The organism is Micromonospora parva (genome assembly GCF_040649675.1).
GTDB lineage: Bacteria > Actinomycetota > Actinomycetes > Mycobacteriales > Micromonosporaceae > Micromonospora > Micromonospora parva.
Window position 1 is genome coordinate 371,102 of sequence record NZ_JBEZFX010000005.1, and the last position, 13,207, is coordinate 384,308.

General features: G+C 70.3%; 16 protein-coding genes and 1 tRNA gene. 11 read left to right on the forward strand and 6 right to left on the reverse strand.

The window, feature by feature from the left end:
* Positions 1 to 1,047: a hypothetical protein gene (locus tag AB0C03_RS15520; protein ID WP_357637265.1), complete on the forward strand. Its 1,047-nt coding sequence runs from the start codon at positions 1 to 3 to the stop codon at positions 1,045 to 1,047.
* Positions 1,048 to 1,104: 57 nt separating this feature from the next.
* Complete coding sequence (locus AB0C03_RS15525) at positions 1,105 to 1,536, forward strand: ASCH domain-containing protein (protein WP_357637268.1); 432 nt, start codon at positions 1,105 to 1,107, stop codon at positions 1,534 to 1,536.
* Between the two features lie 54 nt (positions 1,537 to 1,590).
* Here AB0C03_RS15525 and AB0C03_RS15530 read toward each other — a convergent pair whose 3' ends face one another.
* Positions 1,591 to 2,472, reverse strand: a complete 882-nt coding sequence (locus tag AB0C03_RS15530; RefSeq protein WP_357637271.1) for an LLM class flavin-dependent oxidoreductase — start codon at positions 2,470 to 2,472, stop codon at positions 1,591 to 1,593.
* Between the two features lie 133 nt (positions 2,473 to 2,605).
* Positions 2,606 to 3,043, reverse strand: coding sequence for a peptidoglycan-binding domain-containing protein (locus AB0C03_RS15535; RefSeq protein ID WP_167337301.1), 438 nt, complete (start codon positions 3,041 to 3,043; stop codon positions 2,606 to 2,608).
* Positions 3,044 to 3,259: 216 nt separating this feature from the next.
* Here AB0C03_RS15535 and AB0C03_RS15540 point away from each other — a divergent pair, with 216 nt between their 5' ends.
* The 4 genes from AB0C03_RS15540 (at position 3,260) to AB0C03_RS15555 (ending at position 5,363) form a co-directional block, all read left to right on the forward strand.
* Complete coding sequence (locus AB0C03_RS15540) at positions 3,260 to 3,454, forward strand: hypothetical protein (protein WP_030332039.1); 195 nt, start codon at positions 3,260 to 3,262, stop codon at positions 3,452 to 3,454.
* A 34-nt stretch (positions 3,455 to 3,488) separates the two neighbouring features.
* The gene (locus tag AB0C03_RS15545) at positions 3,489 to 3,908 is read left to right on the forward strand and encodes a hypothetical protein (protein WP_210866367.1); all 420 of its coding nucleotides are present in this window, start codon (positions 3,489 to 3,491) and stop codon (positions 3,906 to 3,908) included.
* A 75-nt stretch (positions 3,909 to 3,983) separates the two neighbouring features.
* Complete coding sequence (locus tag AB0C03_RS15550) at positions 3,984 to 4,688, forward strand: dihydrofolate reductase family protein (RefSeq protein ID WP_357637276.1); 705 nt, start codon at positions 3,984 to 3,986, stop codon at positions 4,686 to 4,688.
* A 30-nt stretch (positions 4,689 to 4,718) separates the two neighbouring features.
* Positions 4,719 to 5,363 (forward strand): dihydrofolate reductase family protein, encoded by a 645-nt coding sequence (locus AB0C03_RS15555; protein WP_357637279.1) that lies wholly within the window; start codon positions 4,719 to 4,721, stop codon positions 5,361 to 5,363.
* A 25-nt stretch (positions 5,364 to 5,388) separates the two neighbouring features.
* Here AB0C03_RS15555 and AB0C03_RS15560 read toward each other — a convergent pair whose 3' ends face one another.
* Complete coding sequence (locus AB0C03_RS15560) at positions 5,389 to 5,730, reverse strand: VOC family protein (RefSeq protein WP_245233624.1); 342 nt, start codon at positions 5,728 to 5,730, stop codon at positions 5,389 to 5,391.
* Positions 5,731 to 5,906: 176 nt separating this feature from the next.
* Here AB0C03_RS15560 and AB0C03_RS15565 point away from each other — a divergent pair, with 176 nt between their 5' ends.
* The 4 genes from AB0C03_RS15565 to AB0C03_RS15580 all read left to right on the forward strand — a co-directional run bounded on the left by AB0C03_RS15565 (position 5,907) and on the right by AB0C03_RS15580 (position 9,470).
* Positions 5,907 to 6,410 (forward strand): SigE family RNA polymerase sigma factor, encoded by a 504-nt coding sequence (locus tag AB0C03_RS15565; protein WP_210857705.1) that lies wholly within the window; start codon positions 5,907 to 5,909, stop codon positions 6,408 to 6,410.
* Positions 6,407 to 7,804, forward strand: coding sequence for a WD40 repeat domain-containing protein (locus tag AB0C03_RS15570; RefSeq protein WP_357637283.1), 1,398 nt, complete (start codon positions 6,407 to 6,409; stop codon positions 7,802 to 7,804). The genes AB0C03_RS15565 and AB0C03_RS15570 overlap by 4 nt, the downstream gene beginning before the upstream one ends.
* 147 nt (positions 7,805 to 7,951) lie before the next feature.
* A complete protein-coding gene (locus AB0C03_RS15575; protein ID WP_357637423.1) occupies positions 7,952 to 8,890 on the forward strand; it encodes an LD-carboxypeptidase in 939 nt (312 codons plus the stop codon).
* A 13-nt stretch (positions 8,891 to 8,903) separates the two neighbouring features.
* Positions 8,904 to 9,470 (forward strand): 2'-5' RNA ligase family protein, encoded by a 567-nt coding sequence (locus tag AB0C03_RS15580; RefSeq protein ID WP_051708461.1) that lies wholly within the window; start codon positions 8,904 to 8,906, stop codon positions 9,468 to 9,470.
* 45 nt (positions 9,471 to 9,515) lie between these two features.
* On the opposite strand, the gene AB0C03_RS15585 is transcribed toward AB0C03_RS15580, so the two are convergent.
* Together AB0C03_RS15585 and AB0C03_RS15590 are read right to left on the reverse strand one after the other, a co-directional pair.
* Positions 9,516 to 10,604, reverse strand: a complete 1,089-nt coding sequence (locus tag AB0C03_RS15585) for a hypothetical protein (RefSeq protein ID WP_357637286.1) — start codon at positions 10,602 to 10,604, stop codon at positions 9,516 to 9,518.
* Positions 10,594 to 11,127, reverse strand: a complete 534-nt coding sequence (locus AB0C03_RS15590) for a SigE family RNA polymerase sigma factor (protein ID WP_051708459.1) — start codon at positions 11,125 to 11,127, stop codon at positions 10,594 to 10,596. The genes AB0C03_RS15585 and AB0C03_RS15590 overlap by 11 nt, the downstream gene beginning before the upstream one ends.
* A 311-nt stretch (positions 11,128 to 11,438) precedes the next feature.
* Here AB0C03_RS15590 and AB0C03_RS15595 point away from each other — a divergent pair, with 311 nt between their 5' ends.
* Positions 11,439 to 12,725 carry a DUF11 domain-containing protein gene (locus AB0C03_RS15595; protein ID WP_210866361.1) on the forward strand — a complete coding sequence of 429 codons (1,287 nt, stop codon included), beginning with the start codon at positions 11,439 to 11,441 and terminating at the stop codon, positions 12,723 to 12,725.
* Between the two features lie 199 nt (positions 12,726 to 12,924).
* Here the strand turns inward: AB0C03_RS15595 and AB0C03_RS15600 are convergent.
* A tRNA-Gly gene (locus AB0C03_RS15600) sits at positions 12,925 to 12,998 on the reverse strand.
* Positions 12,999 to 13,207 lie beyond the last annotated feature (209 nt).

The following is a 13,207-nucleotide window of genomic DNA, read 5'->3' on the forward strand; positions in this document are numbered from 1 at the left end:
ATGAGTGACGGAGTTCTCGACGAGGCGTACGAGCGACTGCACCGCACCGGCCCCGAGTTCGAGGGCTGGTTGTCCAACCACGGGCCGATGGCCGTCGAGGCGTTGGTCCGGCACGGGCACCAGCAACGGGTGCACCGCTGGCTCGACGACTACCTCGGCCGCCTCGACGAACTGCCCCGGGGGCTGCACCCGATCGACGACTGGCGGTCGGCGCTGGGCGACCCGAAGCGCGCCGGCGACTGGTTGACCTACTTCGACGGCCAACTGCGCGAACACCCGTGGCGCGCGGTGCTCGGCACCTGGTGGCCCCGGCTGCTGCCGGGCATCGCCGCCGGTGCCACCCACGGGGTGATCCGGGTCGGGCACGCCGTACGCGCGCTCGACTCGGCCGACGAGAACCCACTGCGGCTCGCCGAGTTGGGCCAGGCCCTCGGCTACTGGGCGGCCCGCTGGCAGCCGATCCCCGGCACCGACCAACTGCTCGCCGGCGATCCGGAGCGGCCGGGCACCAGCGACGTCGACGTGGCGGCCGCGCTGGCCGGGGTGCCGCGGATCGACGACCAGACCGGGGGCATCCGGGATCGGCTGGGCCGGCTGCCGGACGTACCCCGGTGGGAGCCGGCGCTCGCGGCGCTGCGACCGGCGCGGAGCCCGGCCGAGGCGCAGCGCGGGCTCACCACGCTGGTGCACCGGGCCGGCCTGGACTACCTGCGCTTCGGGCACACCAACCCGGTCATGCTGGTGCACGCGGTGACCGCGCCGACCGCTGTGCTGCGTACCCTGCCGGCTCTGGACCGGGCCCTGTGGGCGCCGAGCCTCACCGCGGCCTGGGCCGCGACGGCGGCCATGACCTCGGTGTACGCCCCGGCCGACGGCATCGCGCCACCGACGGTGGCCCCGGCGACGCCAGCGGAGGTCTTCGCCCGCGCGGCCCGGCACGGCGACGAGCACGTGGTCAAGCTGGCCGACGCGATCCTCGACGCGTACGCGGCCAGCGGCGACGACCGGCTCCTCATCGCACCCGGCTACGCCGGCCAGTTGATCTGAGCGGGGCGACGGGTATTGCGGCAGCGTCCCGGCCCGTGCTGGCCTAGCCTCGGCAGGATGTGGCCTCGGATCGGTGAACTGCGCGCCCTCGCTCTCGGCACCCCCGGCGAGCTGCGGGAAACCCTCAACACCCTGGTGCTGGCCGGGGTGAAGACCGCCACGGCCGGGCGGCTCGCCGAGTACGCGGACGAGGGCGAGGAGTTGGAGCACGTCGGCGAACGCCTGGCGCTGGTCGACGACGACGACGCCCTGGCCGGCGTCGTGGAGATCACCGGAGTCGAGGTGGTCCGTTTCGCCGACGTGCCCTGGGACTTCGCCCACGCCGAGGGCGAGGGTGACCGCTCGATCGAGGAGTGGCGGGGCGGGCACTCGGCCTACTGGGCGCGGCTCGGCACGCCGGTCGACGACGACACCCCGATCGTCTGCCTCCGCTTCCGGCTGGTCTCCGGCGGCGAGGGTGGGGTGACCGGCGGCGACCTCGGCACCTGACCCGGCGGGTTCGGGTGCGGCGGACTCAGCCCGGCGGGTTCGGGCGCGGCGGGCTCAGCTGCGTAGTTGTGGCAGCAGCCGGGTCGCCACGTCCACCAGGACGGCCTCGTCACCGGCGTACCAGCTGCTGGCCCGCGGCCAGTGCGTCACCACGTCGGTGAAGCCCAGCTCGGCGGCCCGGCCGACCTGATCGGCGAAGAACTGGGCGCTGCTGAGCGAGAAGACCGGCGCCGCGTCCAGCGAGAGGTAGCGGTCCAGGCTGGCCGGATCGCGGCCGGCCTCGGCCAGGGTCCGGTCCATCCGCGCGGACAGCGCCGACACGCTGGCCCACCAACCCGCCAGGTCGTTGTCGTCACCGGTGCCGGTGGTCACCCAGCCCTGCCCGAACCGGGCCACCAACCGCATCGACCGTGGCCCGTTGGCGGCCACCACGAACGGCACCCGGGGCTGCTGCACGCAGCCGGGATTGTTGCGGGCGTCCACCGCGGCGAACCAGTCGCCACGCCAGGTGGTGCCGTCCTCCCGCAGGATCAGATCCAACAGCTCGGTGAACTCGGCAAACCGGTCGACCCGCTGCCGCGGTGGCAACGTCTCACCACCCAGCACCGCCGAGTCGAAGCCGATGCCGCCCGCGCCCAGGCCGAGCAGCAGCCGACCGTCCGAGACGTCGTCCACGGTGGTGATCTGCCGGGCGAACGCGGCCGGGTGCCGGAAGTTCGGCGACGCCACGAGGGTGCCCAGCCGAATCCGCGAGGTCACCGTGGCGGCGGCCGTCAACGTGGACATCGAGTCGAACCACGGGCCATCGACCAGGTCACGCCAACCCAGGTGGTCGTACGTCCAGGCGTGGTCGAAACCCCACTCGTCGACCTGCCGCCAACGACGCTGCGACTCCGCCCACCGCTGGTCCGGCAGGATCACGATGCCAATCCGCATGATCGCCACCCTAGCCGGGGACACCACCAGGGTCGGGTTCTCGCTCTCGTTCCGCTGTGGACCTCACGACGGTCTGCCGGAGGGCGACCTGCGGCTTGCCCGCCGGCCACCCTCCGACCCGAGCGACTACGGTTTACGGCACCTGCCTGCAGGACGTGCCATTTGAACCCTGGTGATAAATGGCCTTACGGGTATTCGGGCCATACACTCCGTCGGAGGGTGTGGCTACCGCAGACTGAACGGCTCGTAGTGCCTTTTCGGTAGCTGGACCGAAACTGCTATCGGCGGTGAGCGGATAGACGCCCTGGCTACGGAGAACCCATTCGTAGCAGACGTTCATTGTGACCTGCAGCTGAAAGACGGCAGAGTTCGCATTGCCCCGACGCAGCGAGCAATTGACGTTACTCCCGTACGCAGGCACGTCGGCCCCGTTGTAAGAGATCCACCTGTTGCACGTCGAGGTGGCCATGGTCTCCACTCCACCTGCCGGAGCAGCCATTACGGGTGTGGCGGTGGCGGTAGCGGCGATGGCCGCCAGCGCAAAGATTGTCAGGACGCGACGCAGCAGCATATTTCCTCCCGTGCCGCGGCATTTGGCGCTAGCCCCGTGCCCCGCCTCAATGCCCTCGGCTTGGACTGACGATACTGGACACAGCCAGGCAGATCAATGTCTCTGTTTTGAAAAAGATGACACCCGTCCACCCACAAATCGCTGCCCCTGCGGAGTGGAGGGTCGATCGCCGCACCGGGGACGACATCGCCGCCCGACCTTGGCTACCGTTCGGCCATGGACATACAGGCACGCCGGACCGACACGGTACGGGCGTTCGGCACCCTGTCACTGCTGGCGGGTTTCGTGGTCTCACTGCTCAGCATGCCGTCCAGCCATGAGCCGCTGAAGCCGCAGATCCTGGCCGCTTTCCTCATCCTGACCGGTCTCGGTCTGCGGATCGAGGCGGCGATCGGCGACCGGAAGTCCTAGGTCCACCGCCGCCACCAGTCCGTACCCTCGGGGGATGGCCACCGAGGCGGCTGCTGCCCGCGAATCCCCGGATCGCCGGATCCGCGTGATCCGCACCGTGGCGATGCTGGTCGGGGTGGTCGTTCCGTCCCTCGTCCTCCGCGAGCTGGTCGAGTTCCGGTTCGGCAGTGGGCCGCTGGCCGACGTCAGCGCTGTCGCGGTGCCGATGGCGGCGACCGCCTGGCTCGCGCCGTACGCCTCCTACCGCCGCCGCGACGCCCTGCTCTGGCTGATCGGCCCCGGCCTCTACGTCTTCGCGGTGATCGCCTGGCGAGTGGCCCTCGCGCCCTACCGGGACTGGCGGCCCCGACCGGAGGAGAGGCCCCGGATGCGCTGGTCACGCGACCCGGAACACGCCGGAACGTGGCTGTTGAGCAATCCGACGAGTGACACGGGTCACACTGGCTCCTCGTAGGGACATCGCGTTCGGCTCCGACCTCTCGGCGAGCGGCACCCGGACGGGGTGTCGACCGAGAGAGGACCAGGCGCGATGACGAAGGTGACCGCACAACTGTCGGTGTCGGTGGACGGCTTCTACGCCGGCCCGCAGTTCGACGGCAACGGCGACTGGATGGGCTCGACGGAGAGCGCGAAGTTCTTCCGGGTCACCCGGTGGGCGACCGACGCGGCGGCCTGGCGCGAACGGCAGGGCTTCGCCGGCGGGGAGCAGGACACCAACTCCGAGGTGATCGCCGAGTCGTTCGGCGCGGCCGGCGCGTACGTGATGGGCCGCCGGATGGCCGACGGGGGTGAGATCCCCTGGGGTGAGGAGCCGCCGTTCCGCGCACCGGTCTTTGTCGTCACCCACCGCCCCCGCCAACGGCTGGTGAAGGGCGGAGGCACCAGCTTCACCTACGTCACCGATGGTGTGGCCAGCGCCGTCGAACAGGCGCGCGCCGTGGCCGGTGGCAAGGACGTCGCGGTGGCCGGTGGCGGCAGCCTGGTGCGTCAGGTACTCAAGGCCGGCCTGCTCGACGAGTTGGAGCTGCATGTCGTGCCGGTGGTGCTCGGCACCGGCCTGCGGGTCTTCGACGCGGACCTCGACCTGGGCGACCGGGAGGGCATCGAACTGACGCCCACCCGCGTCCTGACCACCCCGCAGGTGACCCACATCCGGTACGCGGTGCGCGGTCGCGCCCCGCTCGTGCTCGACGACCGGGGCCGTGGCGGCGGTCCGACGGCAACCGCGAACTGAACCACTGCCGACCGGAAAGGAGGAAACACCATGTCACAGCTGTTGCGGGTGCAGTGCTTCAACGTTTCACGCGACGGGTTCGGCACCGGAGAGGGGCAGAGCCTGGAACGCCCCTTCGGTCACGCGGACCCCACCCCGCTGTTCTCCTGGCGTGCCGCCACCGCCAGCTTCGTGTACCGCACCGAGCCGGGCGGCAGTCGCGGCCTGGACGACTACCTGACCCGCGACGCCGAGTGCAACATCGGCGCGGAGATCATGGGTCGCAACAAGTTCGGCCCGCAACGTGGCCCCTGGAAGGACCACGAGTGGACGGGATGGTGGGGGGACAACCCGCCGTTCCACACACCGGTCTTCGTGCTCACCCACCACGAACGCCCGTCGTTCACACTGGCCGACACCACGTTCCACTTTCTCAACGCCAGCCCGACCGAAGCGCTGACACGGGCGAAGCAGGCAGCCGCCGGTCGGGACGTCCGCCTCGGTGGCGGGGTGGCGACGATCCGTGAGTTCCTCGAGGCCGACCTGGTCGACACGATGCACATCGCCGTCGCACCCGTCGACCTGCACCGGGGCGAACGGTTGTGGGACAGCCCCGACGAACTGCTCGACCGCTTCCACCTCGAGTCGGTGCCCAGCCCCAGCGGAGTCACCCACCTCCTGTTCTGGAAACGATGACAGCGCTCCTGGCCGGCACTGTCGGCTACAGCCGGGCCAGCACCAGCAACCGGTTGCCGTCGGGGTCGGTGACCCGGGCGGATCGCTCACCCCAGGGCTGGTCGACCGGCTCCTCGGTGACCGTCGCTCCACCAGTGCGCAGCGCACCCACTGCCGCGTCACAGTCGTCGGCGTAGACGCACAACTCCCAGCGGTGCGACTCGGCCGGCTCGCCAGCCTCCGGGTTGGCGGCCAGGCCGAGCTCGCTGCTGCCCAGTCGCAGCGCGACGAACTCCGGCACGCCCTCGTCCGGGAACCGGTAGGTCAGCTCGAAACCGACCACGTCCCGGTAGAACGCGATCAGTCGTGGCAGGTCAGGTGTCGTCACGATCGGAAAGGCTTCGGTGAACACGGACCACCTCCACGCCGGACCCTAGCCGCTGCCGTGGTCCAGCCGGAACCACCGCCGTCGATCCCGGCAGGTGTCATCATCTGCCGGCCAGACTCACCCCGGCCTCAACCATTTCCGGGACAGGTGGCGTTCTACCTGGCGAGGGGGTGGGGATGACCGAGACGTTCCACGAGTTCGTGGTGCACCGCACGCCGGCGCTGTCCCGGACGGCCTACCTGCTCACCGGCGACCATCAACTCGCCGAGGACCTGTTGCAGAGCGCCCTGGCCCGGACGTACCGGCACTGGCGGCGGATCCGCGACACCGACCCCGAGGCGTACGTGCGGCGGGTGATGTACCACCAGCAGGTCTCCTGGTGGCGGCGGCGCCGGCTGACCGAACGCCTGGAGGCACAACCCACCGACCGGCCCGGCGACGACCACTCCGAGACGACAGCCCTGCGGCTGAGTCTGCTGCACGCGCTGCGCGGGCTCACCCCTCGCCAGCGCGCCGTGATCGTGCTGCGCTTCTACGAGGACCTGACCGAAGCCCAGGCGGCCGAGGTGCTCGGCTGCTCGGTCGGCACCGTCAAGCGGCACGGCCACGACGCCATCCGCCGGCTGCGGGCGACCGCCCTCGACCTGATCGACCCGACGGTGGAGAGGAGCCATCAGTGACCGCCCGACTCCGCGAGACGCTGCACGCCGCCGCGGCCGACGTCCCCGCCTACCCGGTCTACGAACGAGCGCTCGCCACCGCCCGCCGCTCCCGCCGCCGCGCCGTCGTCGCCGCTGTCGTGGTGCTCGTGCTCGCCACGCTGACCGGGGCGGTGCTCCCGCTGACGCGTACCCCTGTCGTGGATCCGGCGGCCGGCGCGGACGCCGCACTACCCGACCGGATCGCGCTGCCCCCGCTCGGTGCGCTGCACGCCACCGACCGACCCCGGCTTGGGCCCGCGTCGGTCATCTTCAGCGGGCAGGCGCGACGTCTCCAGGGCTGGGACGAGGACGGCATCGTCGGCGTGGTCAGCGCCGACTCCGACCGCTACCGGATCTTCTCGATGGGTTACGAGGCACCCGTCGGCGAGCAGGTCATCCTCTCGCCGGACGGCCGGTACGTGGCCCGGCCCGCCGGCCTCTCCGAGGACGGCCGGGTCGATCTCATCGACCTCGTCACCGGTCGTACCCGGCGACTGCACAGCAAGGTCACCAACAGTGTGGGGACGAGCCCCAGGGCCTGGTCCCCGGACGGCAGGCAACTGGTGGTCGACGACACCGTGCCGACCGACCCGACGCGCAGCGGCTACCGGCGGGTGCTGAGCATCGTCACGCTCGACGGTGAACGCTGGACCCAGCTGGCTGACGCCGCTCAACAGCCGATCTTCGGCTCGTCGGTGGCCTTCGCCCCCGGAGGTGGACGGCTCGCGTACCAGATCGGTCGGACCGTCACGGTCGCCGACCCGGACGGCCGGACGGTGTCCACCTTCGAACTGCCCGCCGAGAGCTGGCTGGCCGGCAAGGGGGCGTGGACGACGGACGGGGCGTTGACGCTGATCAGCCGGAAGGCCGGCAGCACCGACTGGAGCCTGCGCCGGGTCGACAGCGCCACCGGCCGGAACACCGCACCGCTGCCAGTGCCCGGCGTCACCGGCGTGACCGCCATCCGGCTGCTCGGCTGGGGCCCGGACGGGTCCGCGCTGGTGGTCGCCTACCAGCCCGAGCCCCTCAGCCCGGACCGGTTCGACCAGCCGCTGGAGCTGGACCAACGCACCGCCTACCCCAACGTGCGCGGCGTACGGGTGTTGGCGTTGACGCCCGACGCCAGCGCGCCACGAACAGTGATGACCGCCCCGGAGCAGATCCTCGCTGTCGACGTCGCCGACACTGTGATCAGCGCCGGTCGCACGCGCGCCGCGGACCCGCCCGGTGGGTTGGGTGGCCGATTCTGGTCCTGGACGATCCTGATCACCGTGGTGGTCGCCGGCGTCGTCGTCTACCGCAACCGCGGTGGGCTGGCACTCTGGCTCGACGACCGGCGGGTCCGTCGGGCCCGCGGGCCCGACCCGAAATGAGGTGCGGAGCGGCGGGCAGAACTGTTGGATCTCGACATGGTGCATGAGCTCGTTCGTCCTCGAAAAGCCCGCCCCGGGGACCACCTCGCGGTCCTCTCGCCGTCCTTCGCCGCGGCCGGCGCCTATCCGGCGATCCACGAACAGGCAATGCGACGGCTCGCCGACCTGACCGGTCTCGTACCGGTCGAATACCCCACCACCCGCCAGGTGGGCGCGAGCGCGGCAGCGCGGGCGGCGGACATCAACGCCGCCTTCGCAGACCCCCAGGTACGCGGCATTCTCGCCGTCGTCGGAGGCGACGACCAGATCACCGTCATCCCCCACCTGGACGCCGACCTGGCCCGAGCCGACCCGAAGCCGTTCCTCGGCACCAGCGACAACACCAACCTGCACCACTGGCTCTGGGGCCTCGGCATCGCCAGCTTCTACGGCGGGTCGTCCCAGGTGCACCTCGGCCCCGGGCCTGCCGTTGACGACGTCCACGTCCGGTCGCTGCGAGCGGCCCTGCTCACCGGGGAACGGCTGGAGGTCACGGATCCGGGTGAGTCCGAGGACATCGGCATCGACTGGGCAGATCCGCAGGCGTTGAAGTCCTTCGGCGAGCGCGAACCGACGCAGCCGTGGAGTTGGTACGGGCCGTCGCGCTCGGTCACCGGCCGCACCTGGGGTGGCTGCCTGGAGGTCATCCAGTGGATCCTGACGGCGGGACGCTTCCCGTTTCCTCCCGAGGCCCTACAGGGCGGGGTGCTGCTCATCGAGACGTCGGAAGAGCTCCTTCCCGCCCGCGAGGTCGGTTGGATCGTCCGATCACTCGGTGAGCGCGGTCTTCTCAGCGCCGTTGACGCGGTAGTGGTCGCCCGTCCGCCGGTCTCCGACCACAACCGTCGACCCGCGGCCGAGGATCGGGCACGGCTTCGTGAGCAGCAGCGGGACACGGTCGTCGACGTGGTGACCCGCTACAACCCCGAGGCGGTCGTCTGTGTCGGCGTCCCGTTCGGCCACACCAGACCACAGTGGATCCTTCCCCACGGCGGTCCGATCACCGTCGATGGCGTGGAACGTCGAATCTTCGCCGACTACCGATAGGAAACCGCAGGGTATGGAGCCGACGCAGACGGCGCTCATCGTGCCGATACCCGAGGCCGAGGAGGCGGTCGGCAGGTTCCGGGCATCACTCGACCGGGCCGCCTCGTGGGGCGTCCCAGCGCACGTGACAGTCCTCTACCCGTTCCTGCCACCGCAGCAGATCGACGAGCGGGCCTTGGCCGCGCTGCGTGACACCATCGCCGGGATACCTCGGTTCGACGTCGCACTGACGCACGTCGACTGGTTCGGTGACACGGTCCTCTGGCTTGCTCCGCAGCCACATCGGCCCTTCCGCGACCTCACCGGGGCAGTGTGGCGACGGTTTCCTGAGGCACCCCCGTACGGCGGGGCGCACAGCGACGTGGTGCCGCACCTGACCATCGGTCACGACGCCGACAAGCCCGTGCTGACCCACGCGGCGGAAACCGTCGCCGCGCACCTGCCGATCAACGCGGCCGTCGACAGGGTCCGGCTGATCGCCGGCACACCGGACGTCAGCCCGTGGCGCACCGTCGGTGAGTTCCCGTTGGGCCCACCCCCAGCGGCAACTGGTACGGGTCTCCAGGCGGTCTCGGCCTGACGTCGAGGCGCGGCCCGGACATCCCCGGATGCCTCGCCCGACAGGTCACGGCTTGTCGATCAGCTCGATCAGCGCGGCGTCGCCCTGTCCGATGGTCCGTTGGTCGGGAGCGACTCGCACGGTGATTCGGCGGCAGCCGTCGAGTTCCACATAGGTGCGGGGCTCGCTGGTGGTCAGTGGGATCAGCACAGCGAACCGGCTCGCACGGGTGCTGCACGGGTTCGCCGGTCGAGACGCCCGCAGCGCACCCTCGATCGCCGCTCGTTGGTCCTCCGGCAGCACCGTTCCGTGCGCGAACTCGCCGAGTGGCTCGCCGTTCCCCTGCCTACTCTTCGGCACGTAGTAGACGCAGAGGCGGACCTGCTGCCCGGCGGGGAACGGCTCTGGCAGGGTCACGAAACGGGCTTCAGGGTCGGCCGCCAAGGATGTCATGTCGACCTCGCGCTGGCTGCAACCCGCTCTGGCCGAATCGCTCTCGGCGACCGGACGGGTCGCCACGGTGGTCAGCGGCAGAGCATCGAACGCTGCCCGGAAATCGTCCGGCAGATTGTCGTGGCAGGAATCGAGTGGTATGCCGGGCCGCATCCACCGGCCGTCCGCGTCAACGAGCGCGAGCCAGGGTGCCTCCTGCAGGACCGCTCTGCAGGCAAAGCCGGGATTATCCGGCGCGTCGGGCCGGCGGAGGGCGGCGACGAGGGCGGCGAGGGCGGTGGCGTCATCGCTACGCCGCTCCGTCAAAAGCCAGTCGGGCCGGACAGGAGGACGCTCCACCCTGCAGACGACGACCGTGGTGGGGATGAAGTCATCGCCGAGACGGGGCAGGGCGGCTGCTTCACTGGTCGGGACACGGAAGCCGCGCGTGACCATTTCCGGTGCGGCCTCCACGCACGATGTCCACCGCCCCTGACCGGCGGAATCGGCAGCCGTGTGCGGTGAAGGTACGCCGTTGAGTATCTGCGCCCCTCCGACGCCCAGGCCAACGACCACTGCCACGGCGAGCGCTGCGCTTCCGATCAGGCGCTGCCGGCGCCGGCGGACCCGCCTGGCCACTTCGACGACCCGGTCCGGTGGCGGTGTCAGTGGCGGAACGGCGCTGGTCAGCAGGAGCCTGATGTCCTCATCTTCATGCGTCACTTCGCGACCTCCAGGCGGCGAACAATTCAAGATCCGGATCGGTACGCAGAATCCGTAAAGCGCGGAAGGCCTGCACCTTTACGGTGTTGTGCGAGCAGCCGAGCACTTCCGCTGTCCGCTGCACCGTCAGGTCCTCGACGTAGCGGAGCACCACGATCGCCCGCTGCTGCCGGCTCAGCCGGGCCAGTGCGCGGCGTACGGCGTCCCGGTCGGCGGACTCCCCGGCCATGTCGCCACGTGAGGGCTGGTCCGGCGGCTGGCTCGGCACCTCACTGCGCCAGCGCCGTCGCCACCAGGAGACGTAGGTGGTGAACAACGCTCTGCGCAGGTACGCCTCGGGATGCCCGGCGCTGTTGATCGTGGCCCAGCGCCGCCAGACATCCGCCAGGACCGTCTGCAACAGGTCCTCGGCCCGCCCGGCATCACCGGTGAGTAGCCAGGCCGAACGCAGCAGCGCATCGGAGCGCGCCGCGACGAACTCGGCGAAGCCCTCCGGCGGTGCCAGTTCCCGGGGTCGTTGCATGGTGTGTGTCCCTCCCACCACCTGAACGCTCTGGGAGACCAGCGAGGTTAACGCGGGAAGGGCGAGGTCTTCGCGGTCTTGTAGCGCCGCCGGGGTTGCTGGCGTTGCTGACCGCAACAACATTGCAGGCGGGTGGCCTGGTTTGACCCCTGGTTGTACGACCTTGTGGCCCGTGGATGGCCCATCGCTATTCGGGAGCCCGCCGGCGCGACGTAACGATGGTCATGATCTTGGCGCTCTATCGGATGGACGCCGACGATCCCGAGGACCGGGCCGCTGGCCCGGTCGATCCCCTCCGACGTTAGGACCTGATGTCCGTTCAATTCCGCTCCAACCGCCAGCACCTGCTCCGTAGCAGTCTCCTGGTCGGCGCGCTGGCCGGGCTCGCCACCGGCCTGCTGCCCACCGGCCCGGCGGGCGCCGCCCCCTCCCGGGCGGACCTCGTGGTCGCCGCCTCCGTCGACACCGTCGAGGTGCCGGCCAGCGGTGGCTGGTCGACCCTGACCCTCGACGTACGCAACTCCGGCACGAAGGCCAGCCAGGATGTGACAGTGGCGTTCACGCTGCCGGCGGGCGCCTGGTTCTCCTCCGACGGGTTCGTGATCCCGCCGAGCTGGAGCTGTGACCTGCAGGGCACCGCGACCTGCGTACACGCCCCTCTGGCCGCGGGCGAGATCGCCGACACGCTGAACCTGCCGTTCGGGCTCCCGCCCGGCACAGCTGGAGACGCGGTGACCGTCACCGCCACGGCGAAGACCGGTACGGAGTCGTCGACCGCCAACAACATCGGCCAGGCGAGCGTGCGTTACATCCCCAGCACGATGGACCTCGAGTTCGTGCCCGCCGCAACCAGCCAGCAGCTCCTCCCGAACGAGTATGTCAATGTTTCCACGTCTCTCCGGAACTCCGGGAACTCCCCCTCGGGCGAGGTGACCGTCACCATCCCGGTGCCGACCGGAATGCAGGGCTCAGAGATGTCGAGCGAGGGGTGGGACTGCGCGTTCGGCGACGGCGTCGCCGACGGCCGGACTGGCTGGCGCTGCATCCACAGCCCGCTGTGGCCGGGCGAGACGAGCGAGCAGCTGTACTACGGCGGGATCCTCACCTCCACCACCGTCGGCGACGTCGTGACGATGGAGGCGACCGCGGCGACGACGTTGCCGGAGACGACCCTGGAGAACAACACGGCGCGGCATACCGTCACGGTCGAGCAGGGGGCGATCGTCCGCGGCACCGTCTGGGTGGACGGCAACAACAACCGCGTCTGGGACACGTGCGAGGTGGGCGCCCCGGTCGGCTACGAAGGGATCTACCGCATCGAGGTGGCGACGCAACCCGGCTCGTCCGGCTCCGGCGGGCTGACCACCATCAACCCCGACGGCACCTTCACGGCGTACGTCCGCCCGGGCACCTACCGGGTGCAGTTTCACGTGTACGACCCGCACGAGTTCATCGACTCGATCGACTCGGACCTGATCTACTACTGGAACGAGACCGGTGGCGCCAACTACGGCCACACCGACTGGGTCACCGTAGCTACGGGTGACGAGGTGACGCTGGACGCGGGCGTCAGATCACGCTGGATCCAGACCTGCTGATATTCCTCGGCGCCGTTTCGGCGCGCCCGGGCGGTCCGGCCTTTGCGGCCGGGCCGCCCGGATCTCGTCGTGGGCCTATCGGCACGGTGTCCGCTCGACCTTCTGGCTACCGGCCTGTGGATGGCCCGCCGGGTGCTCGTGGCCTGGGAAACGTCGAAGGCCCTGGCTGGGACTCTCGTCCTGACCAGGGCCCTTCGCGTGGAGCGGGTGACGGGAATCGAACCCGCACTGTCAGCTTGGGAAGCTGATGTTCTGCCATTGAACTACACCCGCAAGCGGCACCACTGTACCCGAGTCGTCGAGCCCGTGCACCCAGGTACCCCCGCCAGCCGCGGGTGTCCGCATACCGCACAACCCTGGCCGACCCGGGTTGATCCACTCGGCTTGCTGAAAATCGGGGCGTCCGAAGCGCCGGGATACCGCGGTTTCACGGAAACCGAGTTGATCATGCGGGGGTGCCGGCGGCGGGCGTACGTACAGCC

What these genes read in the sequence shown, in the direction of transcription:
- AB0C03_RS15520 (WP_357637265.1), top strand. Translation starts at nt 1, where the DNA reads ATGAGTGACGGAGTTCTCGACGAGGCGTACGAGCGACTGCACCGCACC.
- AB0C03_RS15525 (WP_357637268.1), top strand. Translation starts at nt 1,105, where the DNA reads ATGTGGCCTCGGATCGGTGAACTGCGCGCCCTCGCTCTCGGCACCCCC.
- AB0C03_RS15530 (WP_357637271.1), bottom strand. Translation starts at nt 2,472, where the DNA reads ATGCGGATTGGCATCGTGATCCTGCCGGACCAGCGGTGGGCGGAGTCG.
- AB0C03_RS15535 (WP_167337301.1), bottom strand. Translation starts at nt 3,043, where the DNA reads ATGCTGCTGCGTCGCGTCCTGACAATCTTTGCGCTGGCGGCCATCGCC.
- AB0C03_RS15540 (WP_030332039.1), top strand. Translation starts at nt 3,260, where the DNA reads ATGGACATACAGGCACGCCGGACCGACACGGTACGGGCGTTCGGCACC.
- AB0C03_RS15545 (WP_210866367.1), top strand. Translation starts at nt 3,489, where the DNA reads ATGGCCACCGAGGCGGCTGCTGCCCGCGAATCCCCGGATCGCCGGATC.
- AB0C03_RS15550 (WP_357637276.1), top strand. Translation starts at nt 3,984, where the DNA reads ATGACGAAGGTGACCGCACAACTGTCGGTGTCGGTGGACGGCTTCTAC.
- AB0C03_RS15555 (WP_357637279.1), top strand. Translation starts at nt 4,719, where the DNA reads ATGTCACAGCTGTTGCGGGTGCAGTGCTTCAACGTTTCACGCGACGGG.
- AB0C03_RS15565 (WP_210857705.1), top strand. Translation starts at nt 5,907, where the DNA reads ATGACCGAGACGTTCCACGAGTTCGTGGTGCACCGCACGCCGGCGCTG.
- AB0C03_RS15575 (WP_357637423.1), top strand. Translation starts at nt 7,952, where the DNA reads ATGCGACGGCTCGCCGACCTGACCGGTCTCGTACCGGTCGAATACCCC.
- AB0C03_RS15580 (WP_051708461.1), top strand. Translation starts at nt 8,904, where the DNA reads ATGGAGCCGACGCAGACGGCGCTCATCGTGCCGATACCCGAGGCCGAG.
- AB0C03_RS15590 (WP_051708459.1), bottom strand. Translation starts at nt 11,127, where the DNA reads ATGCAACGACCCCGGGAACTGGCACCGCCGGAGGGCTTCGCCGAGTTC.
- AB0C03_RS15595 (WP_210866361.1), top strand. Translation starts at nt 11,439, where the DNA reads ATGTCCGTTCAATTCCGCTCCAACCGCCAGCACCTGCTCCGTAGCAGT.